A 16,676-nucleotide genomic window follows, 5' to 3' on the forward strand; every position below is an offset into this window, starting at 1 on the left:
TTGGTGGTTGGCCTTCAAAAGCCCCTCACCCTAGCCCTCTCCCGGGGGGAGAGGGGACTGACCGCGTAGTTCTTTCGAGGTACGCCGACCTGAAACTTCTGTGTCGAACCCAGGCTTTGAACACCACGAAGATCGACTCCCTTCCCCCTCTCACTCCCGGGAGAAGAAGGACTGACCGTGTAGTTCTTTCGAGATACGCCGACCTGAAACTTCTGTGTCGAACCCAGGCTTTGAACACCACGAAGATCGACTCCCTTTCCCCTCTCACTCCCGGGAGAAGAAGGACTGACCGCGTAGTTCTTTCGAGATACGCCGACCTGAAACTTCGGTGTCGAACCCAGGCTTTGAACACCACGAAGATCGACTCCCTTCCCCCTCTCACTCCCGGGAGAAGAAGGACTGACCGCGTAATTCTTTCGAGATACGCCGACCTGAAACTTCTGTGTCGAACCTAGGCTTTGAACACCACGAAGATCGACTCCCTTCCCCCTCTCACTCCCGGGAGAAGAAGAACTGACCGGGTTGTTCTGTCGAGGTACATCGACCTGAAACTCCTGAGCCGAACTCAGGCCTTGAAGCTCACCGAGATCGGCTCCCTTCCCCCTCTCCCCCCTGGGGGAGAGGGTTGGGGTGAGGGGGATCGTTTTCAGCATCAACAACACTCCCCCTGAAAAACCACCTACAAACTAGGCAGCAACTTCGCCGGAACCAGCTCGGTCAGGCACCGCGAGGCCAACAACTCAGTCGCCGCATTGATGTCCGGCGCAAAGAAGCGGTCCTTCTCATAGAACGGCACTTCCTTGCGCAGAATTGCCCGCGCCTGTTCCAGCTTGGTCGAGGTCTTCAGACCGTTGCGCAGGTCCAGACCCTGCACCGCCGCCAGCCATTCCACCGCGAGAATCCCGCGGGTGTTCTCGGCCATTTCCCACAGACGCTTGCCCGCAGCCGGAGCCATCGAAACGTGGTCTTCCTGGTTGGCCGAGGTCGGCAGGCTGTCCACCGAATGCGGATGCGACAGTGCCTTGTTCTCGCTGGCCAGTGCTGCCGCAGTCACCTGGGCGATCATGAAGCCCGAGTTGACGCCGCCATTGGCCACCAGGAACGGCGGCAGTTGCGACATGTGCTTGTCCATCATCAAGGAAATGCGGCGCTCGCTCAGCGAACCGATTTCGGCGATGGCCAGGGCCATGTTGTCGGCGGCCATGGCCACCGGTTCGGCGTGGAAGTTGCCACCGGAGATCACATCGCCCTCAGCGGCGAACACCAACGGGTTGTCGGAGACGGCGTTGGCCTCGACCACCAGCACGTCGGCAGCCTGACGGAACTGCGTCAGGCAGGCGCCCATGACTTGTGGTTGGCAGCGCAGGGAGTACGGGTCCTGGACCTTCTCGCAGTTCTGATGCGAGTCGGAGACTTCGCTGCGTTCGCCGAGCAGATCGCGATAAGCGCTGGCGGCGTCGATCTGGCCTTTCTGGCCACGGGCCGCGTGGATGCGCGCATCGAACGGCGAGCGCGAACCGAGCACTGCTTCCACCGTCAGACCGCCAACAGCCAGCGCACCGGCAAACAGGTCTTCGCCTTCGAACAGGCCGCGCAGGGCAAATGCGGTGGACACCTGCGTGCCGTTGAGCAGCGCCAGGCCTTCTTTCGCCGCCAGGGTCAGCGGGGTCAGACCGGCGACTTTCAGCGCTTCGGTGGCTTCCATCCACTCGCCCTTGTAGCGCGCCTTGCCTTCGCCCAGCAGCACCAGCGACATGTGCGCCAATGGCGCCAAGTCACCGGAAGCGCCGACCGAACCTTTCAGCGGAATGTGCGGATAAACCTCGGCGTTGATCAGCGCGATCAGCGCATCGATCACCACACGACGGATGCCGGAGAAACCCCGGCTGAGGCTGTTGACCTTGAGCACCATGATCAGGCGCACCAGCTCATCGCTGATCGGCTGGCCGACACCGGCAGCGTGGGACAGCACCAGCGAACGCTGGAGGTTTTCCAGATCTTCGCTGGCGATACGGGTCGAGGCCAGCAGGCCGAAACCGGTGTTGATGCCGTAGGCGGTGCGATTCTCGGCGAGGATCTGCTCGACGCAGGCGACGCTGGCCTCGATCTGCGCGGAGGCGCTGTTGTCGAGGGTCAGCTTGACCGGGTTCTGATAAACGTCACGCAGTTGGGCCAGGCTCAGTTGGCCGGGAATCAGGTTCAGCGCAGTCATTAAAATGCTCCTTTTGAGACATTGTTATTAACTACCAGTCGCTCCGGAGCATTCCGTTATCCGTCGCTTCTCGTCTTGTGGACGATGAGCGCCTTGGCACGCTGGTATGGGTATTGTCAGTGCAGATTCGGTAATACGTTGTGCAGCGAATTCGAGTCTTTCAACACGCTCGCGGCGGCGGCGATATCCGGCGCCAGCCAGCGATCCTGATCGTAGGCCGGGACGGTTTCGCGCAGCAGTCGCCACGCGCGGTCAGTGCCCGCGCCGAAGCGTTGCTCCTTGAGGAACTCAAACGCTTGCGCTGCCAGCAGGTACTCGATGGCGAGGATCTGCGTGCAGTTTTCCAGGGCGCGGTGCAGCTTCAGCGTGGCGCTGGTGCCCATGCTCAAGTGATCTTCCTGCAGGCCGGAGGTGACGTAGTTGTCGAGCACCGCCGGTTGCGCCAGTTGACGGTTTTCCGCGCACAGCGAAGCGGCGACGTATTGCACGATCATCATCCCGGAGTTCACCCCAGGGTTAGCCACCAGAAACGCCGGCAAGCCGCTGACGTGCGGGTTGACCAGCCGATCGAGGCGACGCTCGGCGATCGAGCCGATTTCGGCCATGGCAATCGCCAGCAGATCCGCCGCCATCGCCACCGATTGCCCGTGCGGGTTGGCTTGCGACATCACCCGGAAGTTGTCCGGCGTACCGAGCAGCAACGGGTTGTCGGTGCAGCCGTTGAGTTCGGCTTCGACCTGCTTGATCGCGTGCGCCAGTTGATCGCGCGCCGCGCCATGCACCTGCGGGATCGAGCGAATGCTCAGCGCATCCTGCGTGCGAATGCCTTTGCTCGCCGCGATCACTTCACTGCCATCGAGCAACGCCCGCAGATTGATACCGACCTGCTGCATGCCCGGGTGCGGCTTGAGCGCGATGATCTCGGCGTCGAACGCGGCGATCTGCCCGCGCTGGGCTTCAAAACTCATGGCGCCGATGACATCGGCCCATTGCACCAGGCGCGTGGCATCGGCAATCGCCAGGCAGCTGAGGCCGGTCATGCACGGCGTGCCGTTGACCAGGCACAGACCGTCCTTCGCGCCGAGCTGCACCGGTTGCAGACCTTCTTCCGCCAGCGCCTGTTGCGCCGAGGTGATTTGCCCGCGATAGCTGACATTGCCCACGCCCAGCAGCGCGATGCCGATGTGCGCCATGTGGGTCAGGTAACCCACCGATCCTTGCGACGGCACCTGCGGGGTGATGCCGCGATTGAGCAGCGCCAGCAGGCCTTCGACCACGCGACGATGAATGCCGGATTTACCGTGGCTGTAGTTGTGGATCGCCGCGCAGATGATCGCGCGGGTCTGCTCATCGGGCAGCACCGGGCCGACGCCGCAGGCATGGCTGAGCAGGGTGTTGCGCGAGAGCTGGCTGAGTTGCTGGTCTTTCAGCGAAACGTTGGACAAACCGCCCAGACCGGTGTTGACGCCATAGGCGCGCTCGCCGCTTTCGACGATGCGCTGGACGATGCCCTGGGCATTTTCGATCCGCGCCCAGGTCTCGCTCGACAGCTCCAGTTGCGCGCCATGACGGGCGACGGCGACCACGTCCTGCCAACGCAGGGGGTTGCCGGTGATAACGATTTTTTCAGCCTGGGACATCTGGAGCCTCATACCAATACTGTTAATGCATCACGCTGTGGCGAGGGGATTTATCCCCGTTCGGCTGCGAAGCAGTCGTAAAACCTGCCTCCGCAGTCTGTTTGACAGACTGGGGCGCATGGTTTGGGGCAGCTTCGCCACCCAACGGGGATAAATCCCCTCGCCACAAAGGCAATCCAATTTCAAACCACCGCCGCCCGCCGCTGCACGAACCGGTCGACGTACTCATCCGCCGGCGAATGCAGGATCTCGCGCGGGGTGCCGACCTGAATCAGCCGGCCGTCCTTGAGGATCGCGATGCGATTGCCGATGCGCACGGCCTCGTCGAGGTCGTGGGTGATGAACACGATGGTCTTGTGCAGGGTCTTTTGCAGCTCCAGCAACTGGTCCTGCATCTCTGCGCGGATCAGCGGGTCCAGCGCACTGAACGCTTCGTCCATCAGGATGATGTCGGTGTCCGCCGCCAAGGCGCGCGCCAGGCCGACACGCTGACGCATGCCGCCGGAGAGCTGGTGCGGGTATTTGTTTTCGTAGCCCTTGAGGCCCACGGTGTTGATCCAGTGCAGCGCGCGCTCCGAGCACATCTGCTTGCTCTCGCCGCGCACTTTCAGGCCGTAGGCGACATTGTCGAGCACGGTCTTGTGCGGCAGCAGACCGAAGCTCTGGAACACCATGCTGATCTTGTGCCGGCGAAATTCGCGCAGGGCGTCCATGTCGTATTGCAGGATGTCCACGCCGTCGACCAGGATCGCGCCGCTGGTCGGGTCGATCAGCCGATTGAAGTGACGCACCAGGGTCGATTTGCCCGAGCCGGACAGGCCCATGATCACAAAGATCTCACCGGTGCCGATGCTCAGCGACAGGTCGTTGACCCCGACCACGCAACCGGTTTCGTTCAGCACCTGATCCTTGGTCTTGCCCTGGCCAACCATCGCCAGTGCATCCTTGGCGCGGTTGCCGAAAATCTTGAAGACGTTTTTGACTTCGATCTTGCTCACGGTTGCGTTGTTCATTTGCTCACCTCATGCCGTGGCCGACCGTACGCCTGGGTAATGCGGTCGATGACCACTGCGAGAATCACGATCGCCAGACCGGCTTCGAGGCCGCGTCCGACGTTGAGGGTCTGAATCCCCACCAGCACATCTTCACCCAGACCTCGGGCGCCGATCATCGAAGCAATCACCACCATCGACAGGGCCATCATGGTGGTCTGGTTGATCCCGGCCATGATGCTCGGCAGGGCCAGCGGCAGTTGCACGCCGAACAGTTGCTGCCAGCGGTTGGCACCGAAAGCGTTGATCGCTTCCATCACTTCGCCGTCGACCTGGCGGATGCCCAGATCGGTCAGACGGATCAGCGGCGGCGCGGCGTAAATCACCGTGGCGAAAATCGCCGGGACCTTGCCCAGGCCGAACAGCATCAGCACCGGGATCAGGTAAACGAAACTGGGCATGGTCTGCATGATGTCGAGCAGCGGCATCAGCACCGAACGCAGGCGATTGCTGCGCGCCGAGAGAATCCCCAGCGGAATGCCGATCAGCACCGAAATGATCGTCGCAACCATCATCAGCGCCAGGGTCTGCATGAGTTTGTCCCACAGGCCGACAGCGCCCACCAGGAACAACAGACCAACGATGACGGCCGTGGTCACGACTTTGCGCGTGGCGTGCCAGGCGACCACACCAACAATGGCGAGCATCAACCACCACGGCGCCGCACGCAGCAAACCTTCGAGATTGACGATGGCCCACAGCAGGGTGTCGGAGATGTGGCGGAACACATCACCGTAGTTGGTGACCAGCGAATCGACCCAACCGTTGACCCAGTCGGCGATGGAAAAGGTAAAGCTTTCGGGAAACATAAGCGGCTCTCAATCAGAAATCTCAATCAAGCGTTTACGGCATATCTCCCGGCCAGCCTCACGGTTAGCCGGGAGGTATCGACCTACAGCGCCGCGTCGATTTTCTTGGCAGCGTCGTCACTGACCCACGCATGCCAGACCTCAGGATGTTCCTTGAGGAAGATTTTCGCCAGTTTTGGCGACTCGATACGCTCCTTCGCCATGCGGCCCAGGTTCTGGTTCAACAGGTCGATCGGCAGGTTGACCTTTTCCAGCACGGCCACCAGTTCCGGAGCTTGCTCGTGGAAGGTTTTCGACAGACCGACCTTGATGCTCACGGTCTTGTCGACGCCCGGTTTCTCTTCGAGTTTGACCGCGTCGATCTGGCCCATCAGCGGGGTTGGCGACCAGTAGTAGAACAGGATCGGCTCGCCACGCTTGTAACTCGACAGCACTGCCGCATCCAGCGCCGGGCCGGTGCCCGGACGGAAGTTGGTGTAGGTGCTTTCCAGACCATAGCTCTTGAGCATTTCGCTGTTGTCCAGCTCACAGGTCCAGCCGGCCGGGCAGTTGTAGAAACGGCCTTTGGACGGCTCTTCAGCGTCTTTGAAGATGGCTGCGTATTTGCCCAGATCGGCAATCTTTTTCAGGTCCGGGGCCTTCGCCTCGATCTTGCGTTTGGCATCGCCTTCGATCACGTAACGCGGCACGTACCAGCCTTCGACAGCGCCGACGATCGGCGCACCGACACCAACGACCTTGCCGGCCTTCTCGGCCTTGTTCCAGACCTCGCTGCGGCCGACCCATTCTTCGGCGAACACTTGAATATCGTTACTGCTCAGAGCGTTCTCCATGGTGATGGAGTTACCCGGCAGGCTGTCGGTCTTGCAGTCGTAACCTTTTTCCAGCACCACTTGCAGCACGTCGGTCAGCAGCATGCCGCTTTCCCAGTTCAGGCCGGCGAACTTCACCGGTTTGCCCGATTCGCACCAGCCGGCGGCTTGTGTCGCGCCGGCACTGGCCAACAGGCCCATGGACAGCAGTGTGGTCAGCAGGGTCTTGTTCGATTTCATTGTTGCGACGCTCCTAATCATGAATTGGCTTACGGCAGTCAAGAGGCATCCAGCCCTGTCCACGTCCAATCAGGCCTGCGCCGCAGCGCGCCCGGCCCCACTTTTTTCAGGTTGTACAACGCTGTTCTGCTCGACCGGCAGAATCAGTTGATCAGGCACGCTGCCGTGCCATTTTTTTGCGCACACGTAATAGACGACGGCGGGCAGTACCAGACCGATGATCCAGGAAATGTCCACATCACCGAGGGCGGCTACCAGCGGGCCGGTGTAGAACTTGGTGGAGATGAACGGCAACTGCACCAGCACGCCGAACACGTAGACGCTGATGCCAAGCAGGTTCCAGCGGCCGTAGCGACCGTTCGGGTCGGCCAGGGCCGGAACGTCATAGCGCTCACGGGTGATGCAGTAGTAATCCACTAGGTTGATCGCGCTCCAGGGTGTGAAGAAAGCGAGCAGGAACAGGATGAAAGACTTGAACGCACCGAGGAACGAGTGCTGGCCGAGCAAAGCGATCAGAGTTGCAGCACCGACAATGACCAGCACAAACACCAGACGCTGCATCCGGGTAACCGTCAGGTGCCCCTTGAAACCACTGATGATGGTCGCGATGCACATGAAGCTGCCGTAAGAGTTCAGCGTCGAGATCGTCACCTTGCCGAACGCGATGCTGAAGTACAGCAACGCAGCGGTTGCACCGGTGCCGCCCAGACCGACGATGTAGGCTACTTCATGCCCGGCGAATTGACCGTTGGCGGAAGCTGCGGCGAACACGCCGAGCACCATCGCCACCTGAGCACCGATGACCGAACCTGCGCCAGCGGCAAAGAAGGTTTTCACCGAGGAAATCTTGCTCGGCAGGTAGCGCGAATAATCCGCCACATACGGGCCGAACGCGATCTGCCAGGAGGCCGCGAGCGACACGGCCAGCAGGAAGCTGCTCCAACTGAAGTGACGAATCTGCAGCAGTGCGCCCACATCCACCTGACTCAGCAGACGACTGAACAGATACACGAAGGCAATCACCCCGATCACGCTGGCAACCCGGCCGATCCAGTGGATCACCCGATAGCCGAGCACCGTGACCACCACGATGACACTGGCGAACAGCAGGATGCCAACGGTGTCGCTGACGCCGAACAACTGACCCAGCGCCTGCCCGGAAAGCACCGTACCGGTAGCGGTGAAACCCAGGTACATCAGGCACACCAGGACGATCGGGATCGCCGCGCCGTACACACCGAACTGCACCCGGCTGGAAATCATCTGCGGCAGGCCCAGCTTCGGCCCTTGCGCCGCGTGCAGCGCCATCACGCCGCCGCCCAGCAGTTGCCCGATCAACAGACCGATCAACGACCAGAACACATCACCGCCCAGCACCACGGCCAAGGCCCCGGTGACAATCGCGGTAATTTGCAGATTCGCCCCCATCCACAGGGTGAACTGGCTCAACAGACGACCGTGTCTTTCCGCTTCCGGGATGTAGTCGATCGAACGCCTTTCGATCAACGGTTTGTTGCCTGCACGATCGGTGGTTACAGCCATGATTCAACCTCTATGGATTGTTTAATTGTTCTGTCCGGGGCGACTCGAACTCTGTGGGAGCTGGCTTGCCAGCGATGACGTCTGCACCTTCAACATCATTTCCAGCAGTGCCACCGCTATCGCTGGCAAGCCAGCTCCCACAGGGATTTGTGTTACTTGCCGCCGGTAATCATCGGCAGGTTCAGCCCCTGCTCCTTGGCGCAGTCGATGGCGATCTGGTAACCGGCATCGGCGTGACGCATGACGCCGGTGGCCGGGTCGTTGTGCAGCACGCGCGCAATGCGCTCGGCCGCTTCATCGGTACCGTCGCAGACGATCACCATGCCCGAGTGCTGCGAGAAGCCCATGCCCACGCCGCCGCCGTGGTGCAGCGAGACCCAGGTCGCACCGCTCGCGGTGTTCAGCAACGCGTTGAGCAGAGGCCAGTCGGACACGGCGTCGGAACCGTCCTGCATCGACTCGGTTTCGCGGTTCGGGCTGGCCACCGAGCCGGAGTCGAGGTGGTCGCGACCGATCACGATCGGCGCCGACAGCTCGCCGCTGCGCACCATTTCGTTGAACGCCAGGCCGAGCTTGGCGCGCAGGCCCAGACCGACCCAGCAAATACGTGCCGGCAGACCCTGGAAGCTGATGCGCTCGCGGGCCATGTCCAGCCAGTTGTGCAGGTGGGCGTCGTCCGGGATCAGCTCTTTGACCTTGGCGTCGGTTTTGTAGATGTCTTGCGGATCACCCGACAGCGCCGCCCAGCGGAACGGGCCAATGCCACGGCAGAACAGCGGACGGATGTAAGCCGGTACGAAGCCCGGGAAGTCGAACGCGTTTTCGACGCCTTCTTCCTGCGCCATCTGGCGGATGTTGTTGCCGTAGTCGAAGGTCGGGATGCCTTGCTTCTGGAATTCCAGCATCGCTTTGACGTGCACGGCCATCGACTGCTTGGCGGCTTTGATCACAGCGGCCGGCTCGGTCTTGGCGCGGGCGCGATACTCGTCCCAGGTCCAGCCCGCCGGCAGGTAGCCATTGAGCGGGTCGTGGGCGCTGGTCTGGTCGGTGACCATGTCCGGGCGCACGCCGCGCTTGACCAGTTCCGGGAGGATTTCTGCCGCGTTGCCCAGCAGGGCGATGGAGATCGCTTTGCCTTCTTTGGTGTACTTGGCGATACGTGCCAGCGCGTCGTCGAGGTCTGTGGCTTGCTCGTCGACGTAACGGCTTTTCAGGCGGAAATCGATGCTCACTTGTTGGCATTCGATGTTCAGCGAGCAGGCACCGGCCAAGGTGGCAGCCAGAGGTTGTGCGCCGCCCATGCCACCGAGACCGGCGGTCAGGACCCATTTGCCCTTGAGGTCATCGTTGTAGTGTTGGCGACCGGCTTCGACGAAGGTTTCGTAGGTGCCCTGGACGATGCCCTGGCTGCCGATGTAGATCCAGCTGCCGGCGGTCATCTGGCCGTACATGGCCAGGCCTTTGGCGTCGAGTTCGTTGAAGTGTTCCCAACTCGCCCAGTGCGGTACGAGGTTGGAGTTGGCGATCAGCACGCGCGGGGCGTTGCTGTGGGTCTTGAACACGCCGACCGGCTTGCCGGATTGCACCAGCAGGGTCTCGTCGTCATTCAGGTTGGTCAGGCTTTCGACGATCTTGTCGTAGCACTCCCAGTTACGCGCAGCGCGACCAATACCACCGTAGACCACCAGCTCTTTCGGGTTCTCGGCGACTTCCGGGTCGAGGTTGTTCATCAGCATGCGCAACGGCGCTTCGGTCAGCCAGCTCTTGGCGGTCAGCTTGTTGCCGCGCGATGCACGGATTTCGACGTCGCGAAACTTAGTCATTTTGTTGTCAGTCACGAAAGAGACTCCTCAGCGATCAATTCAAACCAACCCTGGCAGTGGGCAAGCAGCCTGCGCGCCTCAATGCGCGACAAGCGAATCAGTGGACGCTGCGGAGAGTCTCGAACAACTCATACGCATACGTCTTTACTTGTACATACAAGCATATGCAATCAAGCGGCCAACTTGTTGGAGGGGCGTTCAAGAAAAATCGCGGACAGGGCTGGAGCGCGCCTGAGACAAGGCTTGCGGCGCGGATGAAAATTTTCGCGGGGGTGTTCGAGGGAAGTGAGCGACTGTTACAAAAGCGTGGTTTTGCGCCACGCTGGGGCGTTCGGTAACAAGTTGGTGCGCCGAGAGAAACAGGAAGTGTGAACGCAATTGTGGCGAGGGGATGTATCCCCACTGGATCGCGAAGCGGCCCCATTTTCGATTAGAAGAAGCGGGGCTGCTACGCAGCCCAACGGGGATAAATCCCCTCGCCACAGGGATTCTGGTTAGTTTTGGAGGAGTTCGATTACGCAGCAAGCGGCATTGGTGGAGACTTCGACCAACCCGGCGTTACCGTCCAGTTGCAGACAATCATGTCGCCCCAACTGTGAAACGCTGTCACCGACCTGCACGTGCAGCAACTCACTGACACTGAACACCAACACTGTCCCCGCCGAGCTGAAAAACCGCTGCTCACCGTCCAGCCACTGCAACCGCGCGCGGTAACGCTGCGGCGCGTAGATCAGGTTGAAATCGCGGATCGCCCCGCCAAGCAGCGTGCAGGACACCTGGCTTTCGCCGCTGAACGCAAACGGGTCGAGCGGTAACAGCGGGCGTGTGTCATCGCCATCGACGCACAGCGTCATGCCGTCGCCCTGCAACACCGTGATCACTCGCTGATAACCGGTAAAGGTCGAAAACCCGCCTGACTCGGCGATGTCGGCAATCGACAGGCGCCAGCCAAAACCCTCCAGGCCCGCGCCCGCGTCTCGGGTGATTTCTTCGGTGCTGCCGCCGCCGTTCTTCCACGGCATGCGCGGGTAGCCTTCGGCGCGTAAAACCTTCAAACCATTCATTTATGAAAGCGTCCTTCCAGACGATGACGGGAACCGGGGTGAATCAGGCGCGCCGCCGTCACCGGCTGGCGGCCCGACCAGGTACGACGGCGGATCAACAGGCACGGCTCGCCTTTTTCGATCTGCAGCAATTTGCACTCGGACGGTTCAGCGAGGATCGCTTCGACCACGTGTTCGCCTTCAGTCAGCGGCGCCACCTGGTTGAGATAGGCATACGGGGTTTGCAGGGTGAAATCCTGCTTGAGGTATTCCGGCGCGACCAGCGCGTTGACGAAACGGTCTTCGATTTGCACCGGAATGTCATTTTCGTAATGCACGATCAGCGAGTGAAAAACCTTCTGCCCTTCGCGCATGTCCAGCGCCAGTGCGCGTTCGGAGCCGGCGGCCTCTTCTTCCAGAGTAATGACCTGGCAGGTGTGGCGGTGGCCGCGTGAGGCGATTTCGTCGGCGATGTTGTGCACTTCGAACAGCGCGGACTGGCTCTTCGGTTCGGCGACGAATGTACCGACGCCTTGCATGCGCACCAGCAAACCGTCGGCGGTCATTTCACGCAACGCACGGTTGATGGTCATACGGCTGAAACCGAGCTGATTGACCAGCTCGCTTTCCGACGGCACACGGTAGTGCGGCGGCCAGTTACCGCTGTCGATCTGCTGGGTGATCATCTGTTTGACGCGGGCGTACAAGGGCGCCGGACTGTCGCCCAGGTTCGCGGCCAACGGGGAGACTGGAGGCGGAGTCGGCACGGTTGATCCCTGTTCATTGAAGAAAGTGGCTAGCTTGCCGGAGTTTACCGGGCAGGCAAACGTCTGTATATGTATATACAAATAACACACGATGGGGTGCTGAACCATGTCCGCCTTCTTTGCCGAACGCGCGCTGCTGCCTAACGGATGGGCCAACCATGTACGTCTTGAGGTCAACGCCGATGGCGTGTTGACCCAAATCCAGGCCGATTCCACCGCAGATGGCGCCGAGCGGCTGAGCGGCCCGTTGCTGCCGGGGATGCCCAACCTGCACTCCCACGCCTTCCAGCGTGCGATGGCCGGACTGGCCGAAGTGGCCGGCAATCCCAACGACAGTTTCTGGACCTGGCGCGACCTGATGTATCGGCTGGTCGGAAAAATCAGTCCGGATCAGCTCGGGGTGATCGCCCGTCAGTTGTACATCGAGATGCTCAAAGCCGGTTATACCTCGGTCGCCGAATTCCATTACGTGCACCACGACCACAACGGCCAGCCTTACGCCGACCCGGCGGAACTGGCGCTGCGCATCAGCCAGGCCGCAAGTGACAGCGGCATCGGCCTGACCCTGCTGCCGGTGCTCTACAGCCATTCGGGTTTTGGCGGGCAGACGCCGAACGACGGCCAGCGTCGCTTTATCAACAGCACCGAAAATTACCTGAATCTGCAATCGCGCTTGCAGCCAATACTGGCGCAGCAAAAGGCGCAATCGCTGGGCCTGTGCTTTCACTCGTTGCGCGCGGTGACCCCGCAGCAGATCAGCGAAGTGCTGGCCGCCAGCGACCAACAGTGCCCGGTGCACATTCACATCGCCGAACAGCAGAAGGAAGTCGATGACTGCCTGAGCTGGAGCGGACGGCGTCCGTTGCAATGGCTCTACGAAAACACCGAAGTCGATCAGCGCTGGTGCCTGGTCCACGCGACTCACGCCAACCCTGAAGAAGTCACGCTGATGGCCAAGAGTCGCGCCATTGCCGGCCTGTGTCTGACCACCGAAGCCAACCTCGGCGACGGGATTTTCCCGGCGGTGGATTTCCTCGCCCAGGGTGGGCGTATGGGCATCGGTTCCGACAGCCATGTTTCGCTCAGCGTGGTCGAGGAATTGCGTTGGCTGGAATACGGCCAGCGCTTGCGTGATCAGCGGCGTAACCGTTTGTATGGCGCGGATCAGCCGATGGTCGGGCGTACGTTGTATGACGCAGCGCTGGACGGTGGTGCGCAGGCGTTGGGGCAACCGATTGGTGCGCTGGCGGTTGGCAAGCGTGCGGACTGGATTGTGCTCGATGGCAACGATCCGTATCTGGCCACGGCCACGGGTGACGGGATCTTGAATCGGTGGTTGTTCGCCGGTGGCGATCGTCAGGTGCGCGATGTGCTGGTCAACGGCCAGTGGGTGGTGCGTGACGGCCGGCATGCTGGCGAAGAAGACAGTGCTCGCGCCTTCACCCAGGTCCTGCGTGACCTTTTAGGCTGACACAAAACAAAAATGTGGGAGCGAGCTTGCTCGCGAAGAGGCCGTATCAGTCGACTGAAATGTTGACTGATACACCGCTTTCGCGAGCAAGCTCGCTCCCACATTTTGATTGGTGGCGATGCTTAATTCGAAGTCTTGGCCATCTGCCGATCCGACGTTCGCCAGATCAATCGCGTGGTGTCATACCCCTGCTGCCGCGCCTTGCTCAGCAGTTCTTCACGCACCACACCGTTGACGGTCGGCGTGCGCGACAACAGCCACATGTACTTGCGACTCGGATCGCCGACGATGGCAGTCTTGTAGTCATCGCTGACGTACAACACCCAGTATTCGCCTTTCGCCACACCCGGAATCAGCCGCGAGAACCAGGTATCGAACTCGACCCACAGCTTGTCGGTCTTGCCCGGCACCTGTGGATAAGCCTTGCCCTTGGCCTCTTCCCACTGCCACTGCGACGTCAGGCAGCGATTGAGCACCGCGACGTTACCGTCAGGCTGGAGGGTGTAATGGGCTTCGGATTGCGCGCAATTGCGCTGGAAGTACATTGGCAAGCGCGCCAGTTCGTACCAGGTGCCCTGATAACGCTTGAGATTGACACTGTTGGCCGTCTTCGGCGCCAACGGGTCGACGCCTGAAGTGGCGCAGCCGGCCAACACCAGGCCGGCAAAAAGGATCAACAATAACCGCTTCATTTTTTCTTCTCCGTGGGCGCGAAGCCCCGGTTTACTTCAGGCCTTGGCCGGAAAACATCAGCACTTTGTCACCGGCGTACTGCACGCTGATAAAGCTGTTCTTGTCGCCCCAGGTGCAACTGGACATGCCGAGCGCGCCCGAGCAGTCGGTGGGTTTGCCGAGCAAGGTCTCAACCTCGGCCTTGGCCATGCCGGCCGAGAGCTTCGAGTAGTTTTCCTGGTTGACCTTGCTGCATGCGGCCAACAGCACGCAAAACGACAACAGGGCGATAGATCGCAGCGACATGGTGTAACTCCTGGAACGAGGGGGGATGGCAGGGTGCCAACCAGAAGCTTAGAAGAGAAAACCTTCTTCTGGTTCCCTGTACGGACGGCTATTTATTAGCCCGCCCGTCTGGCTTTTGCCGATAAATCAGACACCTTGTGGGCCTGGTGCGCATTTCGTCGCATTTCACGAAAACCGCCTAATCTTTGGCGCGCCGCGGTCGAAATAAGAGCAGCGCAAAGCCCCCGAGTGTGGCAAATTGCCGCCCTTTCTTGACCAGTCCCTTCGCGGTAGTTCATTCGATGACCAGAAACATGAAATTCAGCCACAAGATCTTGTTGGCTGCCGCCCTCGTGGTGGCCATTGCGTTCGCCTGTTTCATTTTGTTCAACGATTACCGACAACGCGAAGCCCTGAGCAGCAGCACCGAAGCGTCGATGCAGGAACTGGGCAGCTTGACCACCAGCAACATCCAGACCTGGCTGGAAAGCCGGATTCAGTTGCTGCAATCGCTGTCGCAGCAAGTGGCGGTTGACGGTAATGCACCCGCCAGCCTGAAACGCATCATCGACCTGCCCGCCTACACCGGCAATTTCCAGCTCAGCTACTTCGGTGGTGTCGACGGCGTGATGTTCTCGGTGCCCGCCGGCAACCGCGCGCCGGACTACGACCCGCGCGCCCGTGGCTGGTACAAGGCGGCCAACAGCGCGCAGCAGACCATCGTCACCGAACCGTACATCGCCGCTTCGTCGGGCAAACTGGTGATCACCGTCGCCACCCCGGTGCAGCGCCAGGGCCAGATGCTCGGCGTGGCCGGTGCAGACATCGACCTGAGCAGCGTCAGCGCGATCATCAACTCGCTGAACTTCGGCGGCCACGGCAACGCCTTCATCGTCAGCAGCGAGGGCAAGATCCTCATCCACCCGGACAGCAAACTGGTGCTCAAGACCCTCGCCGAGGCGTATCCGAACGGCGCGCCGAAGGTCAGCCCGGGCCTGAAAGAAGTCGAGTTCGACGGCAAGACTCAACTGATCTCCTTCACCCACGTCAACGGCGTGCCATCGGCCGACTGGTACGTGGCGCTGGTGCTGGACAAAGACACGGCGTTCTCGATGCTCAGTGAATTCCGCACTTCGGCGCTGATCGCCATGGTCATTGCCGTGGTGATCATCATCGCCCTGCTCGGCATGCTGATCCGCGTGCTGATGCAACCGCTGCTGACCATGGGCCGCGCGATGCACGATATCGCTGAAGGCGAGGGCGACCTGACCAAGCGTCTGGTGATCCACGGCCACGACGAGTTCGGCGCACTGGGCACCTCGTTCAACCGCTTCGTCGAGCGCATTCACACCTCGATCCGCGAAGTGTCCTCGGCCACCGGCCAGGTCAACGAAGTCGCCCTGCGCGTGGTCGCCGCATCGAACTCGTCGATGTACAACTCTGACCAGCAGGCCAGCCGCACCAACAGCGTGGCCGCCGCGATCAACCAGCTCGGCGCCGCCGCCCAGGAAATCGCGCAAAACGCCGCCCTCGCCTCGCAGCACTCCAGCGATGCGCGCAGCCTGGCGGTCGACGGCCAGCAGGTGGTAGATAAAACCATCCACGCCATGCAGCAACTGTCGGCAAAAATCAGCGACTCCTGCGGCAACATCGAAACCCTCAACAGCAACACGGTAAACATCGGCCAGATTCTGGAAGTGATCACCAGCATCTCGCAGCAGACCAACCTGCTGGCGCTCAACGCCGCGATCGAAGCGGCCCGTGCCGGTGAAGCCGGGCGTGGTTTCGCCGTGGTCGCGGACGAAGTGCGCAACCTCGCGCACCGTACCCAGGATTCGGCGCAACAAGTGCAGAAGATGATCGAAGAGCTGCAGGTCGGCGCACGCCAGGCGGTGAACATCATGACCGAGAGCCAGCGCGAGAGCGAAAGCAGCGTCGGCATCGCCAACCAGGCCGGCGAGCGGTTGGGCAGCGTGACCCAGCGCATCGGCGAGATCGACGGCATGAACCAGTCGGTGGCCACCGCGACCGAAGAGCAGACCGCTGTGGTCGAGTCGATCAACGTCGATATCAACGAGATCAACACGCTGAACCAGGAAGGTGTGGAGAACCTGCAGGCAACGCTGCGGGCGTGCTCGGATCTGGAGCAGCAGGCGGCGCGGTTGAAGCAGTTGGTGGGTAGTTTCAGGATCTGAAGATCAAGGGCTTTACCCCCTCACCCCAACCCTCTCCCCCAAGGGGGGCGAGGCGGGAAGGGAGCCGATCTTCACACTGTTCAAAACCTGAGTTCGACTCGATATCTCAGGTC

14 protein-coding genes are annotated in these 16,676 nt (G+C 61.0%); 2 read left to right on the forward strand and 12 right to left on the reverse strand.

Translation table 11 applies throughout. From position 1 onward, the window contains the following. Positions 1-14: 14 nt before the first annotated feature. The 10 genes from K5Y35_RS05475 to hutC all read right to left on the reverse strand — a co-directional run bounded on the left by K5Y35_RS05475 (position 15) and on the right by hutC (position 11,859). The gene (locus K5Y35_RS05475; protein ID WP_222833839.1) at positions 15-653 is read right to left on the reverse strand and encodes a hypothetical protein; all 639 of its coding nucleotides are present in this window, start codon (positions 651-653) and stop codon (positions 15-17) included. A gap of 26 nt (positions 654-679) precedes the next feature. Then, the gene (gene hutH, locus K5Y35_RS05480) at positions 680-2,212 is read right to left on the reverse strand and encodes a histidine ammonia-lyase (protein WP_222833840.1); all 1,533 of its coding nucleotides are present in this window, start codon (positions 2,210-2,212) and stop codon (positions 680-682) included. Positions 2,213-2,328: 116 nt separating this feature from the next. Next, positions 2,329-3,852, reverse strand: a complete 1,524-nt coding sequence (hutH, locus tag K5Y35_RS05485) for a histidine ammonia-lyase (protein ID WP_222833841.1) — start codon at positions 3,850-3,852, stop codon at positions 2,329-2,331. A 182-nt stretch (positions 3,853-4,034) separates the two neighbouring features. Beyond that, complete coding sequence (locus K5Y35_RS05490) at positions 4,035-4,865, reverse strand: glycine betaine/L-proline ABC transporter ATP-binding protein (RefSeq protein WP_123470690.1); 831 nt, start codon at positions 4,863-4,865, stop codon at positions 4,035-4,037. After that, positions 4,862-5,713 carry an ABC transporter permease gene (locus K5Y35_RS05495; protein WP_007949591.1) on the reverse strand — a complete coding sequence of 284 codons (852 nt, stop codon included), beginning with the start codon at positions 5,711-5,713 and terminating at the stop codon, positions 4,862-4,864. The genes K5Y35_RS05490 and K5Y35_RS05495 overlap by 4 nt, the downstream gene beginning before the upstream one ends. Before the next feature lie 83 nt (positions 5,714-5,796). Continuing rightward, a complete protein-coding gene (locus tag K5Y35_RS05500) occupies positions 5,797-6,765 on the reverse strand; it encodes an ABC transporter substrate-binding protein (protein ID WP_123470688.1) in 969 nt (322 codons plus the stop codon). A gap of 69 nt (positions 6,766-6,834) precedes the next feature. After that, positions 6,835-8,307 carry a purine-cytosine permease family protein gene (locus K5Y35_RS05505; protein WP_123470687.1) on the reverse strand — a complete coding sequence of 491 codons (1,473 nt, stop codon included), beginning with the start codon at positions 8,305-8,307 and terminating at the stop codon, positions 6,835-6,837. A gap of 152 nt (positions 8,308-8,459) precedes the next feature. Continuing rightward, positions 8,460-10,130, reverse strand: a complete 1,671-nt coding sequence (gene hutU / locus K5Y35_RS05510) for a urocanate hydratase (protein ID WP_222834440.1) — start codon at positions 10,128-10,130, stop codon at positions 8,460-8,462. 494 nt (positions 10,131-10,624) lie between these two features. After that, entirely contained in the window at positions 10,625-11,194 is a 570-nt protein-coding gene (locus K5Y35_RS05515) for a HutD family protein (protein ID WP_123470683.1), read from the reverse strand. Continuing rightward, positions 11,191-11,859, reverse strand: a complete 669-nt coding sequence (gene hutC / locus K5Y35_RS05520) for a histidine utilization repressor (RefSeq protein WP_232519483.1) — start codon at positions 11,857-11,859, stop codon at positions 11,191-11,193. Before hutC ends, K5Y35_RS05515 begins: the two co-directional genes overlap by 4 nt. A 187-nt stretch (positions 11,860-12,046) precedes the next feature. Here hutC and K5Y35_RS05525 point away from each other — a divergent pair, with 187 nt between their 5' ends. Beyond that, positions 12,047-13,411 carry a formimidoylglutamate deiminase gene (locus K5Y35_RS05525; RefSeq protein ID WP_222833842.1) on the forward strand — a complete coding sequence of 455 codons (1,365 nt, stop codon included), beginning with the start codon at positions 12,047-12,049 and terminating at the stop codon, positions 13,409-13,411. 122 nt (positions 13,412-13,533) lie between these two features. Here the strand turns inward: K5Y35_RS05525 and K5Y35_RS05530 are convergent, their stop codons facing one another. Beyond that, on the reverse strand, positions 13,534-14,103 hold the full coding sequence (locus tag K5Y35_RS05530) for a lipocalin family protein (RefSeq protein ID WP_123470680.1): 570 nt from the start codon (positions 14,101-14,103) through the stop codon (positions 13,534-13,536). A gap of 31 nt (positions 14,104-14,134) precedes the next feature. Then, a complete protein-coding gene (locus tag K5Y35_RS05535) occupies positions 14,135-14,389 on the reverse strand; it encodes a hypothetical protein (RefSeq protein ID WP_007952486.1) in 255 nt (84 codons plus the stop codon). A 281-nt stretch (positions 14,390-14,670) separates the two neighbouring features. Here K5Y35_RS05535 and K5Y35_RS05540 point away from each other — a divergent pair, with 281 nt between their 5' ends. After that, positions 14,671-16,563 (forward strand): methyl-accepting chemotaxis protein, encoded by a 1,893-nt coding sequence (locus K5Y35_RS05540; RefSeq protein ID WP_222833843.1) that lies wholly within the window; start codon positions 14,671-14,673, stop codon positions 16,561-16,563. Positions 16,564-16,676 lie beyond the last annotated feature (113 nt).

It is taken from the genome of Pseudomonas sp. SC3(2021) (assembly GCF_019856535.1).
In the GTDB taxonomy this organism is placed as follows: Bacteria; Pseudomonadota; Gammaproteobacteria; order Pseudomonadales; family Pseudomonadaceae; genus Aquipseudomonas; species Aquipseudomonas monsensis.